The 14,078-nt window shown below is 73.3% G+C and carries 12 protein-coding genes and 4 tRNA genes; 8 read left to right on the top strand and 8 right to left on the bottom strand.

The window, feature by feature from the left end; genetic code table 11:
* Window positions 1-63: 63 nt before the first annotated feature.
* Together AB0H71_RS27145 and AB0H71_RS27150 are read right to left on the bottom strand one after the other, a co-directional pair.
* Window positions 64-954: an ROK family protein gene (locus tag AB0H71_RS27145; RefSeq protein WP_357026417.1), complete on the bottom strand. Its 891-nt coding sequence runs from the start codon at window positions 952-954 to the stop codon at window positions 64-66.
* Entirely contained in the window at window positions 951-1,322 is a 372-nt protein-coding gene (locus tag AB0H71_RS27150) for a hypothetical protein (RefSeq protein ID WP_357026419.1), read from the bottom strand. Before AB0H71_RS27150 ends, AB0H71_RS27145 begins: the two co-directional genes overlap by 4 nt.
* Before the next feature lie 349 nt (window positions 1,323-1,671).
* Here AB0H71_RS27150 and AB0H71_RS27155 point away from each other — a divergent pair, with 349 nt between their 5' ends.
* The 3 genes from AB0H71_RS27155 to AB0H71_RS27165 all read left to right on the top strand — a co-directional run bounded on the left by AB0H71_RS27155 (window position 1,672) and on the right by AB0H71_RS27165 (window position 5,949).
* Complete coding sequence (locus AB0H71_RS27155; RefSeq protein ID WP_357026421.1) at window positions 1,672-2,205, top strand: MerR family transcriptional regulator; 534 nt, start codon at window positions 1,672-1,674, stop codon at window positions 2,203-2,205.
* Between the two features lie 66 nt (window positions 2,206-2,271).
* The gene (locus AB0H71_RS27160; RefSeq protein WP_357026423.1) at window positions 2,272-5,304 is read left to right on the top strand and encodes a BTAD domain-containing putative transcriptional regulator; all 3,033 of its coding nucleotides are present in this window, start codon (window positions 2,272-2,274) and stop codon (window positions 5,302-5,304) included.
* Between the two features lie 210 nt (window positions 5,305-5,514).
* Window positions 5,515-5,949 carry an SgcJ/EcaC family oxidoreductase gene (locus tag AB0H71_RS27165; RefSeq protein ID WP_357026424.1) on the top strand — a complete coding sequence of 145 codons (435 nt, stop codon included), beginning with the start codon at window positions 5,515-5,517 and terminating at the stop codon, window positions 5,947-5,949.
* A gap of 10 nt (window positions 5,950-5,959) precedes the next feature.
* On the opposite strand, the gene AB0H71_RS27170 is transcribed toward AB0H71_RS27165, so the two are convergent.
* Window positions 5,960-6,694, bottom strand: coding sequence for an SDR family oxidoreductase (locus AB0H71_RS27170; protein WP_357026426.1), 735 nt, complete (start codon window positions 6,692-6,694; stop codon window positions 5,960-5,962).
* A gap of 121 nt (window positions 6,695-6,815) precedes the next feature.
* Here AB0H71_RS27170 and AB0H71_RS27175 point away from each other — a divergent pair, with 121 nt between their 5' ends.
* The gene (locus tag AB0H71_RS27175) at window positions 6,816-7,754 is read left to right on the top strand and encodes an AraC family transcriptional regulator (protein WP_357026428.1); all 939 of its coding nucleotides are present in this window, start codon (window positions 6,816-6,818) and stop codon (window positions 7,752-7,754) included.
* A 57-nt stretch (window positions 7,755-7,811) separates the two neighbouring features.
* Here AB0H71_RS27175 and AB0H71_RS27180 read toward each other — a convergent pair whose 3' ends face one another.
* Both AB0H71_RS27180 and AB0H71_RS27185 read right to left on the bottom strand, forming a co-directional pair.
* The gene (locus tag AB0H71_RS27180) at window positions 7,812-8,705 is read right to left on the bottom strand and encodes a hypothetical protein (protein ID WP_357026430.1); all 894 of its coding nucleotides are present in this window, start codon (window positions 8,703-8,705) and stop codon (window positions 7,812-7,814) included.
* Window positions 8,706-8,844: 139 nt separating this feature from the next.
* Window positions 8,845-8,916: transfer RNA gene (locus AB0H71_RS27185), tRNA-Val, on the bottom strand.
* A gap of 228 nt (window positions 8,917-9,144) precedes the next feature.
* On the opposite strand from AB0H71_RS27185, the gene AB0H71_RS27190 reads away from it, so the two are divergent.
* From AB0H71_RS27190 to AB0H71_RS27200, 3 genes are all read left to right on the top strand, one after another.
* Window positions 9,145-9,217: transfer RNA gene (locus tag AB0H71_RS27190), tRNA-Gly, on the top strand.
* Window positions 9,218-9,261: 44 nt separating this feature from the next.
* A tRNA-Cys gene (locus tag AB0H71_RS27195) sits at window positions 9,262-9,332 on the top strand.
* Window position 9,333: 1 nt separating this feature from the next.
* A tRNA-Val gene (locus AB0H71_RS27200) sits at window positions 9,334-9,408 on the top strand.
* 39 nt (window positions 9,409-9,447) lie between these two features.
* Here the strand turns inward: AB0H71_RS27200 and AB0H71_RS27205 are convergent.
* The 3 genes from AB0H71_RS27205 to AB0H71_RS27215 all read right to left on the bottom strand — a co-directional run bounded on the left by AB0H71_RS27205 (window position 9,448) and on the right by AB0H71_RS27215 (window position 12,813).
* A complete protein-coding gene (locus AB0H71_RS27205; protein ID WP_357026432.1) occupies window positions 9,448-10,215 on the bottom strand; it encodes a hypothetical protein in 768 nt (255 codons plus the stop codon).
* A 66-nt stretch (window positions 10,216-10,281) separates the two neighbouring features.
* Complete coding sequence (locus AB0H71_RS27210; protein ID WP_357026434.1) at window positions 10,282-12,015, bottom strand: hypothetical protein; 1,734 nt, start codon at window positions 12,013-12,015, stop codon at window positions 10,282-10,284.
* Window positions 12,016-12,111: 96 nt separating this feature from the next.
* Window positions 12,112-12,813, bottom strand: a complete 702-nt coding sequence (locus tag AB0H71_RS27215; protein ID WP_357026436.1) for a GvpL/GvpF family gas vesicle protein — start codon at window positions 12,811-12,813, stop codon at window positions 12,112-12,114.
* A gap of 99 nt (window positions 12,814-12,912) precedes the next feature.
* Here AB0H71_RS27215 and AB0H71_RS27220 point away from each other — a divergent pair, with 99 nt between their 5' ends.
* Window positions 12,913-14,073, top strand: coding sequence for a sigma factor-like helix-turn-helix DNA-binding protein (locus AB0H71_RS27220; RefSeq protein WP_357026438.1), 1,161 nt, complete (start codon window positions 12,913-12,915; stop codon window positions 14,071-14,073).
* The last annotated feature ends 5 nt before the right edge of the window (window positions 14,074-14,078 follow it).

Genomic DNA, 14,078 nt, shown 5'->3' on the forward strand with positions numbered 1-14,078 from the left:
CAACCGGTGCGTGAACCCCGTCCGACGTCGAGGCGACCGCGAGATGGCCGCCGGGGGCGGCGGCTACTCGGGCATGGCCAGGGCGAGCACCCCGGCGCCCGCCAGCAGCCCGAGCCCCGCGAGCGGCGACGGCACCACCCGCAGCCCGGAGACCGCGCTGAACCTGGCGTGCGTCGCGATCGCCTCGCCGAGCGGCTTCCAGAGCGCGGGGCCGACCTCGGCGACCCGGCCGCCCAGCACCACCAGGTCGAAGTCGAGCAGCGCCGCCGCCGAGACCAGCGCGCGCCCGGTCGCGGTGCCCGCGCGCCCGGCCGCCGCCGCCGGCACCTCGGCGCCGACCCGCGCCGCGTCGAGCAGCTCGGTGAGCGAGCCGCCGGTCCAGCCCTGGGCGCGCGCCCAGCGCAGCATCGACGCCCCGCCCGCGACCGCCTCCAGGCAGCCGCGGCCGCCGCAGCCGCAGCGGTCGTCGAAGCCGGGAACCAGCGCGTGCGCGAGGTGCCCGGCATTGCCGGTGCGGCCGACGACGGTGTACCCGCCGACCACCACGCCGGCCGCGACGTGCCCGGAGAGCGCGACCGTGAGCACGTCCAGCGTCTCCCTGGCGGCGCCGAAGTTGCGCTCCGCCATGGCGAGACACACGCCGTCCAGCCCCAGCCGCACCGCGGCCGCGGGGAACATGGCCTTCGCCGCCTCGACGATGCCGAAGCCGGCCCGCCACTCCGGCACCCCGCCGGGGGCGACCACGCCCGCCTTCATGTCGATGGGCCCGGGCGAGGCGATGCCGAGCGCGGTCACCTCCAGCCCCTCCGATGCCTCGAAGAGCAGGGAGCGGCAGTTCTCCCAGACGTTCCTGGCCGGCATGGGGATCCGGCGCACCGCGTCGGCGTTCACGTCCTCGGCGATCCGGACCGCCGCGAGCTCGGTGGAGCCGATCTCCAGCGCCAGCGTCGTCACAGCCCGTCCGTCCCGGTGGGCGCGAGCGGGCGGCCGAGCACGAAGTGCCTGCGCGGGGCGGGGAGCGCGGGCGCGGTGTCGCGCGGCCGCCGTCCGGTGCGGATGATCCGGACCGGGCGCTTGTGGTCGATGAGCGCGGGGCGGTGCGCGTCCAGGTTCTCGATCACCCGCCCGGAGTTGTCGTAGGCCACCCCGGCCCAGATCATGGCGCGGGGCGTGTCACCGCGGTCGATGAAGGTCTGGGCCAGTTGCGCGCAGCGCTCCGCGAGCGGGCAGCTCGCGCAGACCCGGACGGCGGCGCGCCAGCCCTCGGGGCCGCCGGCGTCCAGATCCCAGTCGGCGGGGCTCCCCGCGCACGGCGGACGCACGGCGTTCTTCGGGGCTGCGGTCGAAATATCAACCGGCGCGGGATGATTCGCGCCGGACGGACGAATTCGCGTAATGCTCATGGTCATCTCCGGAAGTACCGAGGGCGCACGACACACCGGTGCGTGCCCCATGGGATCGGACGATCATCGGGGCTGACGACAGTCCCCGGAAGGCCGGCCGCGAGAAGCCGACACCCCGAACGGTAACCCACCGTTGGCCCGGCGGCAAGACTTCATACCCCTGAATAACGGCACGTTGACTGAAGGGAGTATCGAGCGCTACGGTGTCCAGCGATACGCTATCGAACGGTCCATCAGACCGGTTGCCCCGTGAGGTTTCGTTGTGAACATGGCCGCAGAAACCGAATTCACCATCGACGAGCTCGCCAGGGCGGCCGATATCACCGTGCGCAGCGTGCGCGTGTACCACGAGCGCGGGCTGCTCCCCTCCCCCGACGTGCGCGGCCGGGTCGGCTACTACCGCCCGGACCACCTGGACCGCTTGCAGACCATCAGCAGGCTGCTCGGCCGCGGCATGAAGCTCGCCGGGATCAGGGAGCTGCTCGACGCCTGGGATCGCGGCGACGGCCTCGCCGACGTGCTCGGCGTCGGCCCCGAGGAGCCGGTGGTGACCGATCCGCAGAGCCTGGAGCTGGCCACCCGGCTGACCGGCTCCGGGCTGCTCACCCAGGACACCCTGGAGCTGGTGGAGCAGCTCCGCACCGACTGCGCGCAGCTCGCCGAGCGCTGCGCCGCCGAGCTGCGCGAACGGATGGCGGGCCGGGATCCGGCCGATGTCGACGCCGCCAGGCGCGCCGTCGGCCGCGCCGCCGCCGAGATGCTGGAGCACGCCTTCACCGATCCCGCGCCGCAGGCCACCTGAGCCACTTCGCGAACAGAACGAAAAGTACCCGGGCTTCCGGTGCGGGAAATTCCGCCGGAAGCTTAGATGTACGAAGTCAGTTCGGGTTCGCGGGAGGTCGAGTCGTTGCGCCAGGTCGGCCCCGCGGGCAGCGTCATCCGCGAGCGAGCGGCCGGGCGCGCCGCCGCGCCGAGCTTCACGCTGCTCGGCGAGGTCCGGGGCCGGCTCGGCGGGCGGGAACTCGAGCTCGGCAGCCCGCAGCGGCGGCTGGTGCTCGCCGTGCTGCTGCTGCACGAGGGCGGCCCGGTGGAGCTCGACGACCTGGTCGACGCGGTCTGGGGCGAGCACCCGCCCGGCCATGCGATCCAGGGCATCCGCAGCCACATCGCCAATCTCCGGCGGGCGCTCGAGCCCGAGCGCGCCGCGAGACAGCCCGCGGGGCTGCTGATCTCGGTCGGCCGGGCCTACGCGCTGCGGCTGCCGCCTGGCAGCGTGGACGCCACCCTGGCCCGCACCCTGGTGGAGCGGGCGCGCCGCAGCGAGCACGCCGGCGACCCGGCCGCCGCCCGCGAACAGCTCGCCGCCGCGCTCGCGCTCTGGCGCGGCTCGCCGCTGGCCGGGCTGCCCGGACCCTTCGCCGAGCGGCACCGCGAGCGGCTGGCCGAGCTCCGGCTGGCCGCGCAGGAGCGGCGGCTCGCGCTCGAGCTCGCCATCGGCCCCGCCGAGCCGCTGCTCCCCGAGATCGCCGCGCTCAGCGCCGAGCACCCGCTCCGCGAGGGGCTGCGCGGCCTGCACCTGACCGCGCTGCACCGGGCCGGCAGGCGCGCCGAGGCGCTCGCCGTGTACGCCCGCACCCGCAGCGAGCTGGTCGCCGAGCTCGGCGTCGAGCCCGGCGCCGACCTGACCCGGCTGCACCGCGAGCTGCTGCGCGACGAGCCGCCCCCCGCCGAGACCGCGGCCCCGGTCGTCCCCGCCCAGCTCCCCGCCGACCTGGTCGATTTCACCGGCCACGGTGAGGTGGTGACCCAGCTCGCCGCCCGGCTCCGCCGCCCCGACCCGCACGGCGTGCCCACCGTGGTGGTCAGCGGCATGGGCGGGGTCGGCAAGAGCAGCCTCGCCATCCACGTCGCGCACCGCGTCCGCGGCCACTTTCCGGACGGCCAGCTCTACGCCGACCTGCGCGGCGCGAGCGCCGCCCCCGCCCCGGCCGACGTGGTGCTCGGCGGCTTCCTGCGCGGCCTCGGCGTCCCCGAGGGCGAGCTGCCCGCCGCGGTGCAGGATCGGGCGGCGCTGCTGCGCAGCCTGCTCGCCACCCGCCGGGTGCTGGTCGTGCTCGACGATGCCCGCGACGTCGACCAGGTGCGCCCGCTGCTCCCCGGCAGCACCGGCACCGCCGTGCTGATCACCAGCCGGACCGCGCTGAGCGAGCTCTCCGGCGCGCACCCGCTCCGGCTGCCGGTGCTGCCGCGCGAGGACGCGCTGCGGCTGCTCGCGAAGATCGTCGGCCCGGAGCGGGTGGAGACCCAGCTCGCCGCGGCGCACCGCGCGGTGGAGGGCTGCGGTTTCCTGCCGCTCGCGGTGCGGATCGTCGGCGCCAGGCTGGCCGCCCGCCCCGGCTGGAGCGTGGCCAGGATCAGTGATCGCCTCGCCGACCAGCGCTCCCGCCTCGCGCTGCTGCACGTCGGCGAGCTGACCGTGGCGCGCGCCTTCCAGCTCGGCTACGACCAGCTGAATTCCGCGCAGGCCAGGGCTTTCCGGCTGCTCGCGCGGATCGGCATCCCGGAGATCCCGCTCCCGGTCTGCGCCGCCGTGCTGGACTGCACCCCGGAGCGGGCCGAGGAGATCTGCGAGGCGCTGGTCGACCTGAGCCTGCTCGACACCCCGCAGCCCGACCGCTACCGCTTCCACGACCTCATCCGGCTCTTCGCCCTGGAGCAGCCGGAGCCGGAGGGCGCCGCCGCCGTGCCGCGCGCGCTCGACCACTACGTGGCGACGCTGAACCGCCTGCACGGTGTCTTCCAGAGCAGCGCCGTCCGCGACTGCCTGCTGCCCGCCACGGCGACCGGCAGCCCGATCGCCGACAACGAGGCCGGCCAGGCCTGGCTCGACCTCGAGCGGGCCAACCTGATCGCGCTGCTGCGCGCCGCGGCCGACGCGGGCGTGGTCCGGGTGGCCGCCGATATCGCCTGGGCCCTGGTCAGCCTCTCCGACCTCGGCACCAACCCCGGTGAGACGCTGCGCGCCCTGGAAGCCGTACTCCGCGTGGCGGAGTCGCACGGCGACCGCCCCGCGCAGGCCAGGCTGCTCGCCGCCGCGGGCGGGTTGCAGACCGTCGGCCTCGGCCAGTTCCTCGCGGCCGTCCCGCGGCTGCGCCGCGCCCGCACCCTCGCCGAGGCGGAGGGCAACGGCAGGCTCCGCGCCTGGGCTGAGGTGTACCTCACCCTCGTCGACTGGCACCTCGCCCCCGCCGCCGAACTGCCGGACCGGGTGTCCGCCGCCGTCGCCTCCTTCGACGGCACCGGTGCCCCCTGGGCCGATGGCATCCTGCGGGTAGCCGCCGCGCAGGCGTACCTCGCCACCGGCGCCCACGAACCGGCGCGGCAGCAGGCCGAGGCCGCCCTGCTGCTGGCGGCCGATGCCGGTTTCCGCGAGATAGAGGCCTTCGCCATGCAGGAGGTCGGCGCCGCGCTCTCCGAGGCGGGCGACCACGCCCGCGCCCTCGAATACTGCACCGCCGCCCTGCGCCAGGCCCGGCGGCACGGCCCCCGCCTCCAGCAGGGCTGGGCCCTCACCCCCCTCGCCCGCGCGAACCTCAACGCCGGGAACCTGGAGGCAGCCGAGGCCCAGGCCGCCGAGGCGGTCCGCATCCTCACCGGCTGCGCCGACATGTTCAACCGCGGCCGCGCCCTCGTCGTCCACGGCCGCGCCCTCGCCGCCCTGCACCGCACCGACGAAGCGGCCGCCGTCTTCCTCCGCGCCTGCCGCTTCTACACCCGAATCCGCAGACCGGACACCGTGAATCAGCTCCGCGAGCTCCTGCTCACCGAGTTCGGCATGCCCCCCGGCACCGACTTCTCCGGCACCCTTACCCGGCGCCAACCCAGCACCAACGAGCACTGAGAAACTACCCGGATGCGCCCCCGCCCAGCCCCCCGTCTCCGGCACGAGGGAGCCGGGCTGCCCGAACCGGGCGAATCCCCCGAATCGCCTGCGTGCTGCGCGAATTCGGGACGTCGCGCACCGTCGCGCACTAGTGTCCGTTGTACACCTGTTGACTGGTTTCCCGGTGTCGGTCGATCAGTGGATACCGGTCCGAAAGGCAACCCGATCATGGTTCACGACGTCCACCCGAGCACCGAGGCGGCGCCGCACCCGCTCGACTGTCCCGCTCGTTCCGGCCTCCTGACGCCGTACCTCGATGCCTGGGCGGCCAACGACGCCGACGCGCTCGCGCGCTGCTACACCGAGGGGGCGGTCGCCACGCTGCCCGGCATCGTTCTCGCCGGGCGTGCGGCTATTCGTGCGGAGATGTCGATCGTTTTCGCGCGGGGGTTGCGGGGGAGCCGGTCGGTGGTCGATTCGGAGAACGTCCGGTATCTGGGGGCGCACTGCGATGTCGCACTGGTGACCGGTCGAAGCAATCTGGTTTTCGCGAGCACGCTGCCGCATCCGGATGCCTGGGCTCAGGACACGTGGACGCTCACCCTGCGCGAGGGGCGCTGGTTGATCGACGCCCATCACAGCTCCCTGCCGGAACTCGGCTGAATCGCTCGTCTCAGAACGTTCCGCCCCCGGCGTGCACCGCCTGCCCGGTGACCCAGCGGCCCGCGTCGGAGGCGAGGAACGCGACGATGTCGGCGATGTCAGCGGGTTCGGCGAGCCTGCCGAGCGGGATCTCGGCGGCGATCGCGGCGAGCCGGTCGGGCGGCACCGTGGCCTCGACCTTCTCGGTTCGCGTCGGCCCGGGGCGGACGCTGTTCACGGTGATCCGGCGCTCCGCCAATTCGGCCGCCAGGACCCGGACGAGCTGGTCGCCCGCCGCCTTGCTCGCGGCGTACAGCCCCGAAGCCGCCCGCGGCACCACCGCCGCCCCGCTGGAGATGACGATGATCCGGCCGCCGTCGACCACGGCCCCCGCGGCGGCGCGCAGCGTCGCGAAGGTGGCTCGGACGTTGGTGTCGAGCACCCGGTCGTAGTCGGCGTCGGTGGCATCGGCCAGCACCGTGAAGCCGGTGATGGCCGCGCTGTGCACCACGACATCCGGGTCGCCGTACCGCTGCCGCGCGTGGTCGAAGAGCCGCTGCACCTGCTCGGGCACAGCGACATCGGCCCGGACGGCGCTCGCGCGGCCGCCCGCCGCGCGGATACGGTCGACGACCGCCTCGGCCGCCTCGACTCCGGAGCGGTAGTTGACGACGACGGCGGCGCCGCCGGTGCCGAGGCGCTCGGCGACGGCGCGGCCGATGCCGCGGGCGGCGCCGGTGACGATGACGATCGGGGTGTGCGACACGGTGGTCTCCTCGTGGCTGTCCGGGAAAGCTGCTACCACGTCGACGCTAGGACCCGGCCGTGGCCCGAACCATGGTGGAATATGCCCGAAACATGTCCGATCGGATCACCCGGGGAGGGTGATGGATATCCTGAGCGACGCGGTGGCGGGCCTGACAACCGCCCCGGCCCTCTCCGTGCTGACCCGCGCCCGCGCGCCGTGGGGGCTGCGGTTCGGCGGCAGGCAGGGCTTCGGTCTCCATGTGGTCGTGGCCGGTGAGTGCCTGCTGCTGCCCAGCGGGGGCGATCCGCGCACGCTGCGAGCGGGCGATGTCCTGCTGATGCCGAGCGGGGTGCCGCACATCCTCGCGGACGCCCGCGACACCGAACCGCGCGATCTGGTCGTGGACGGCCGGATCGGCTCGATCACGATCGGCGGTGCGGGAGCACCCGCCGTCGTCGTCTCGGGGGCGTATCGGCTGGAGCAGGTTTCGCGGCACCCACTGCTCGCCGAGCTTCCCGCGGTGGTCCACCTCTCGGGCCGTTCGCACCACGACCGGCTGCATGCCGCGGTCGACCTGCTCGGTGCGGAGATCCAGACCCGCGCCCCCGGAGCCGAGGCCATCGTGTCCGCCCTGGTGGACGCACTGCTGATCTACGTGCTGCGGTCCTGGTACGAGGGGAAGCCCACGGGATGGGCCGTGGCGATCGGCGATGAGGCGATCGGGCAGAGCCTGCACCGGATGCACTCCCAGCCGGGCGAAGCGTGGACCGTCGACCGTCTGGCGGGCGAGCTCGGTCTCGCACGAGCCACCTTCACGCGCCGCTTCACCCGATTGGTCGGCGAGCCGCCGCTGACCTACCTCACCCGGTGGCGAATGATCACCGCGGCGCGGCTGCTGCGCCGGGGCCGGGCTCCGCTCGCGACCATCGCCAGGCAGGTGGGGTACACCTCCGAATTCGCCTTCGCCAAGGCGTTCAAACGGCAGTACGGGCTCGCGCCGGGCGCCTACCGGCGCGCGAACCGGGACCGTTCCACCGATGCCGACGCCCACCACAGCTCCCCGCCCGAGCTCGCCTGATTCCATCTCGTGCACGCTCAGCGGCCAGGCCGGCCCGGCAACTCGGGGCCTCGGTGCTCAGCCGCCGCGAGCGCTGTTCAAACGCTCCACAGCGGCAGGCAGTGACAGCACCGGTACCTGCCGCGCGCCGACGGTGACCGCGGTGCCGACAGCCTTGGACAGCGGGGGAACAATGATCAGGCGCTCACCGTCACCGGCCCGGTCATTCACCAACCGTGCGGCAGCCTGTTCGAGGAATTTCGATTCTCGCTTCAGCGTGAATACCGGCACGACACGGTGCTCGACGTCGGGGTTTCGACTCCGCACCCGCAAGTCGCGCCATTTCGACGACTCCGAATACACGCGTTTCACGAGCCAGCCTTTCGCTTCGAGCACCGTGATCGACAGTTTCTCGAGGATCGACGCGCGCACACTCCCGATGAAGTCGTCGGCACCTTCCAGAATTACCGTGCGCTCGGCCGGCGACAACTCGCGGAACTGCGGTTCCTGCAATCCGATGATCGCGTACGCGAGGTGAGCCTGCTCCTCGGTCAAGAGCTTGTCGTAGGCGAGGCTCCCGATCGTGACGAACGCGGGAATATTGTGCTTCGCACTCGGATCGAGCGCCAGCATGTGCTTGGCGACGTAGGTGAGCTTGGACTCGAGCCGCATCTTCAGGGCCAGCAGGGTCTTGGAGCGCTCTCCGGAATCATCGCCCTCCGCCACGGATTCCCGTGCGACTTCGAATAATTCGAACGACGCTCCGCCGAATCCGAAGGACTTCACCCGTCGAAGCAGATGTGCCGGGAATTGCTTCGGCGCGATAGCGGCGACCGCCGAGCACAAGGCGACGATACCGGCCACCGCGACGGCAACAGCTTGAACCGGAGTCAACCGGTCCAGAGCCAGGAGCACTGCCAGCACCCCGCCACCGATTGCGGCGAGTCCCAGCGCGAGCCTGCGCACCAACATGTCAGGGACACGAACGCACCTGGCCACCTCGCTCCTCACTGTCGGCGATTCAGTCACGATTCTGAACGCACGAAAGGAAGCGAAGATATCCCCTGTTCGACGGACAATCCGGCCGACTCCCCGACCAGGGCAAAAAAAGTGGTCCCAGCTGGTTTCGAACCAGCGACCTTCCGCGTGTGAGGCGGACGCTCTCCCGCTGAGCTATGGGACCGGGATTCGTTCGACCGCGAGCGGCGGAACGAGTTGGAACATTAGCACGGGCTCCCCGCGCGGCACCAAATCGCGGCCCGACCTGGGGAAATCCGGCCACCCAGTCCAGAGTGCGCACCATTGCAGCGCTGGCAAGCCGTCTACCAGCGGATTTGTACCTTGTAGCGCGGGTGGGCTAATGTTCTGTCTCGCACCACGGAGGGCCGAAACGCCGCCGAGGTGGCGAAATGCGGATGTAGCGCAGCTGGTAGCGCATCACCTTGCCAAGGTGAGGGTCGCGGGTTCGAATCCCGTCATCCGCTCGAGAGGTAGGGCCAGGTAGCGAAAGTTACCGTCCCCCTTGCGCGGTGGAGTGGCCGAGTGGTGAGGCAACGGCCTGCAAAGCCGTGCACACGGGTTCGATTCCCGTCTCCACCTCGCGCGATTAGCTCAGCGGGAGAGCGCTTCCCTGACACGGAAGAGGTCACTGGTTCAATCCCAGTATCGCGCACCACCAGATCGGCCCCGGTCCTCGGACCGGGGCCGATCTGCGTTACTCCTCCGCGGGGGCGGTGAGCTGGGGCGTGCCGTCGAGCAGCCCGACGATGCTCTCGCGGACCTCGACCAGCCCCTCCAGGACGCCGTTGGCGAGGTCGATCCCATCCTCCACCTGGGTGAGGAACAGGATGATGCCGGCCATGGCGGCGGCCGCGCGCTTGGCCAGCGAGGGGCGGCGGCTCATGGTGCTGACGCCGGTGCCGAGCAGCTGGCCGGCGGCGGTGACGACCGGCTCGCCGCCGAACAGCTCCACATTGTCGAGCAGCCATTCGATGTGGGCGACCTGGTGCCGGATCTGGGTGGCCAGGGTCTCCGGCAGGGTGGTCTCGTTCAGCAGGTCGCGCCACGCGTGCAGGGATTCGCGGAGCCGCTCCAGCGCGGCCCGGTCGACGGCGGCGCCGACCTCGCGGTCCTGCAGGTCGAAGATGTCGCCGACGCTCTCCAGCAGGCCGAGCACCGGGGTCTCGATCAGGTCCGATGGCGGGACCTCCGGGTTCTGCCAGTGCTCGCGCGGCACCACCACGTCGTACCAGGCGGGCAGGTACTGCAGGCTGCGGTTGCGGGCGCGGTCGCCCTCGGGCAGCCCGAGCAGCCGCTGGTGCACGGCGGTGAAGAGCCGCACCACCTCGCAGTGCCGCTGGATGAACTCGTGCGAGCCGATCGGCGCCGCCAGCGCCGCCGACCAGCTCTTGGCGATCGTGCTCTCCCTGGAGCGCACCACGCGATTCAAGATCTCGTACAGCGCGGACGCGGGGTTGTCCACCGCGATCATCCTGCCCCCTCCGGACTTTCGGGCTCGCCCGAGCCGCCCATGCTACGCGCGCGCGGGTCACGGATAGGGGATCGTGACGGCCTCGATCCCGCTGCCGATCGGGGAGCCGTTGCCCGCCGTGGTGAAGGTGAGCTCGCCGCTGCACCCGGGCACCCGGTGGCCGCTGTTGATATTGCCGAACGCCACCGCCACGTTCCCGCGCGGCGGGATCCGGCCCTCGCTGGCCATCCGGATCGCGAGCGTGCCGGTGAACACCGCGTCGTGCGCGAGGCAGGTGTAGGCGTCGGCGTCGTCGGCGAGGAAGCCCTCGGCGGCGAGCGCGTGCAGGAACGGGTCGTACCCGGGTGGCCGGTCGTCGCCGCCGAGCGGCCAGGTGTGCGGGTCGGTGACGCCGCCGTAGACGAGGGTGAGGCCGCCGTCGCGCAGCCGCTGCTGCTGGGTGCGGTCGACGGCGGTGAGCGCGGCGGCGCCGGTCATGACGAGCAGCGCGCGGTCCCGGCAGGCCCGGGCCGAGAGCGCCTCGATGAAGGCGGGCAGATCGGTGACCCGGCCCGCGAACAGCACCACGTCAGCGCCGGATTGACAGATATTGATCGTGGGGGTGGCGAACATCTGCGGCCACACCTTCTCGGTCGGAATGCCCGCGCCGACGAACCCCTGCTCGGGGCGGTTGCCGATCCACGGCCCGAGCTGGGCGGCGAAGGCCTCCTTCAGCGAACCGGCGAAGAGATCGCCGCGGCGGTCCGAGTTCTGGTCCCAGACCACGATCGCGCGGCTCGCCGGGCGGTTCGCGGCCAGGTACCCGGCCAGCGTGGAGACGTAATCGCCCGAGGTGGGCGAGGTGCGGATGAGGCCGGGCAGGTCCCGGCTGTTGAACTCCTCGGCGGAGGTGATGGCGCCGATCATCGGCATCTCGGCGCGCGCGAGTTCGGCCGCGGCGGCGCGGGTGTGGTCCAGGCTGGTGCCGAGCAGGACGGTGGCGACGAGCCGCGGCTCCGGGCGGTCGGCCCTGGCGACGAGCTCGCGCACCGGCGTCTGCCAGCGGTCCTGGTAGCTGCCGGTATTGGCGAGCACCAGCCGCACCGGCGGGCGCGGATCGCGGACCAGGGCGGAGGTGTTGACCCGCTGCTGGGCCACCGCGGCGCCGATCAGCATGCGGCGCACCTGGTCGGGGTCGAGCTGGCCGGGGCTGCCGGCGTCGGCGAGGTGGCTGAGCGGGCCGAGCAGCGCGATCTCGACGGCATCGCCCTCGACCGCGCGGTTCTGCTCGGCGATCCGGTCGACGATCTCGGCGACCGACGGGTCGAGGCCGGGGAAGGTGCCGTCGGCGACGCCGACGCATTCGCCGCTCTCCAGGGTCAGACCGGCGGCGGCGCAGCTGTTCTCGTCCGGCCACACCGCGACCACGACGGCTGCGGTGACCAGCACCAGCACCGCCGCTCCGAGCGCGAGCAGGCGCCCGCCGTTCGAGCGGGGCGGCTCCGGCTCGGGCACGATCACCACGCCGCTGTTCTCGACGGCCTTGGCCGCGTCCCACCAGCCGAGCCAGCGCCGGAGGTCGGCCCGGAGCGCGGCCTCCGGCATGTCCGGCTGCAGCTCCCGCAGGCAGGCGACGACCACCGGTTCGACCAGGCCGTCCCAGTCCGGCACGCTCGCGCCCCTGGTGGCGAGCAGCAGTTCGGCATCCGAGACCGGCACCACGGCCTGCAACCTGGCCCAGGTGACGAAGGCATCGCGGATCAGCCGATGCAACCGGCCCTTGAAAATCGCAATGGCATCGCCCGCGGTCATCGCGCCCTCCCCCGCCCACAAGGTACCCGCCAACCATGCCCCGGCGTGCAGCGGCGAATCAAGGGGGGCGGCGGGCGAATACGGTGCGCGGGACGATCAGCCGGTGCCGCTCGCGTCCACGGTGACGAAATCCCAGGGCGCGAGCGGACCGGCGAGGGTGAGCTCGACCCGGTCGTCCCACTGCCCGGCGAGGCAGCGGGCGGCCTCGATCAGGTCGTCGTGCCGGTCTCGGCGCTGCAGCACGGCGATATCGACGGCGTCGCTCTCCGCGGTGAGCTGCCGCACGGCGAGCTGCTCGGCCAGCGGGTGCAGCACGGCCAGCGCGGCGTCGGTGTCGGCGCGGCGCATGGCGGCCAGCGCGGCCAGGGTGGTGCCCGGCGCGCCCTCCGCGGCCGCCCGGACCACGGGTTCATCGGCGGCGATCTCGGCGCGCACCCGGTCGGTGCGGTAGCGGCCGTGCAGCAGGTACTCGGCGTAGCCGGTGAGATCGTCCAGGGTGGCGCGCAGCTGCTCCTCGTGCGGGGCGAGCAGGGTGCGCTCGACCTCCGCGCTGTCGCGCAGCGCGGCGCCGAAGCGCACCGGGATCACCGGGCCCGCGGCGGCGGCGCCGTCCACCACCCGGACGTAGGCGCGCAGGTCGCCGGGGTCGCCGAGCGGGCGCTCGGAGACCTCACTGACCAGCGCGGCGACCGCGCCGTGGCGCACGGTGCGGACGGGGGCGGGCGGATCGCCGATGCCGTCCAGCCGCGGCTCCAGCTCGGCGGGCACGATTCCGTACACGAGTAGCGCGGTGCTCATGCCGGGCGGCTACCCGACGCGCCGTCCGCCATGCGCGGCGGCGGGGGCTGTCGGTGGCTGCGTCTAGGCTGTGGCCGGTCGAGGCGAGGTGAGGTGCGGGTGGCGGTGCACGCGGAGGAGTGGGGCGAGACCGATATCGCCGGGGCCATCGGGCTCGACCACGAGGAGATGGCCGAGGTCGTCGCCGCGCTCGTCGCCGCGCACGCGGAGCGCAGCGCGCGCGAGGCGGAGATCGTCGCGCTCCGGCTCGGCGTCGGGGCGGCGCCGCCCGCCACGCTCAGCCGGATCGCCGCCAGGCAGGACATCTCCCGGGATCGGGCCAGGCAGCTGCACACCAGGGCGGTCGGGCACATGCTGCGCGCGCATCCGCCCGGCGGCGCGGCCTTCGCGGCCTTCGCCAGGAACTACCCGCCGGGCACCCCGGACCAGCGGCTGGTCCGCACGCTGCTGGCCGAGATCTACGCCACCGACGCCGACCTCGCCGCCAATGAACTCGCCTACCTGCGGCTGCGGCTCGCCGGGCACCCGCCGGAGGACGCGCGGCGGATCGCGGGCTTCGTCATGCAGCGGATCCTCGGCTGGCGGAAGAAGACCCGGCGGCTGCTGGCCGGGCTGCACGAACCGGACCCGGTGCGCGGGAGCGTGCTCGGCGGGGTCGAGTGGGCGGACGGCGGGAAACCCGCGCCGCTGCCCGCCCGCTCCGCCCGCCCGGACGCCGACGACGACGGGCGCGGGCGCTTCTACCTGGACAGCGTGGGGCGCGAGGTCGCCTTCGACTCCGGGCTGCGGGCCCGGCTGCTCCGGCTGCTCGACGCCGATCCGGCGGTGCGGACCTTCCAGGAGGATCCGGTCGCGGTCGAGCTCGAGGGGGTGGCGCTGTATCCGGGGGTGGCGGTGCGCGGGGTGGACGGGCGGATCGCGCTCGTCGACGTGCAGCCGCTGAGCCGGGTGGCGCTGCACCCCAACCGGGTGCGGGCGCGGGTGCTGCGGGCGTGGGCGCACCGGAACGGGTGGGGGTGGCTGGTGTGGACCGGGAGCGAGATCGGGGTGGGTGAGCTGGCAGCGCGGGCGGTGCGCGCGCCGGAGGCGCTGGTCGAACGGTTGCGGGCGGGGCCGGTGGGGTGGGCCGGGTTCGCGGAGACCGCGGGTGAGCTGGAGCTGCTCGACCTGGCCGCGCTGGTCGTGCGCGAGGGCTGGCGCTGGGAGCGGGCGCCGTTCCGGCTCAGCGCGCAGGCCGACCAGCTCCCCGGCCCGGACTGACGAGG

Origin of the sequence: Nocardia sp. NPDC050697 (genome assembly GCF_040654395.1) — a bacterium.
In the GTDB taxonomy this organism is placed as follows: Bacteria; Actinomycetota; Actinomycetes; order Mycobacteriales; family Mycobacteriaceae; genus Nocardia.

Excerpts from the sequence above, each read along its gene's own strand:
- AB0H71_RS27210 (WP_357026434.1), bottom strand. The coding sequence starts at position 12,015 with ATGACCGCGGGCGATGCCATTGCGATTTTCAAGGGCCGGTTGCATCGG.
- AB0H71_RS27215 (WP_357026436.1), bottom strand. The coding sequence starts at position 12,813 with ATGAGCACCGCGCTACTCGTGTACGGAATCGTGCCCGCCGAGCTGGAG.
- AB0H71_RS27175 (WP_357026428.1), top strand. The coding sequence starts at position 6,816 with ATGGATATCCTGAGCGACGCGGTGGCGGGCCTGACAACCGCCCCGGCC.
- AB0H71_RS27165 (WP_357026424.1), top strand. The coding sequence starts at position 5,515 with ATGGTTCACGACGTCCACCCGAGCACCGAGGCGGCGCCGCACCCGCTC.
- AB0H71_RS27180 (WP_357026430.1), bottom strand. The coding sequence starts at position 8,705 with ATGTTGGTGCGCAGGCTCGCGCTGGGACTCGCCGCAATCGGTGGCGGG.
- AB0H71_RS27160 (WP_357026423.1), top strand. The coding sequence starts at position 2,272 with ATGTACGAAGTCAGTTCGGGTTCGCGGGAGGTCGAGTCGTTGCGCCAG.
- AB0H71_RS27155 (WP_357026421.1), top strand. The coding sequence starts at position 1,672 with ATGGCCGCAGAAACCGAATTCACCATCGACGAGCTCGCCAGGGCGGCC.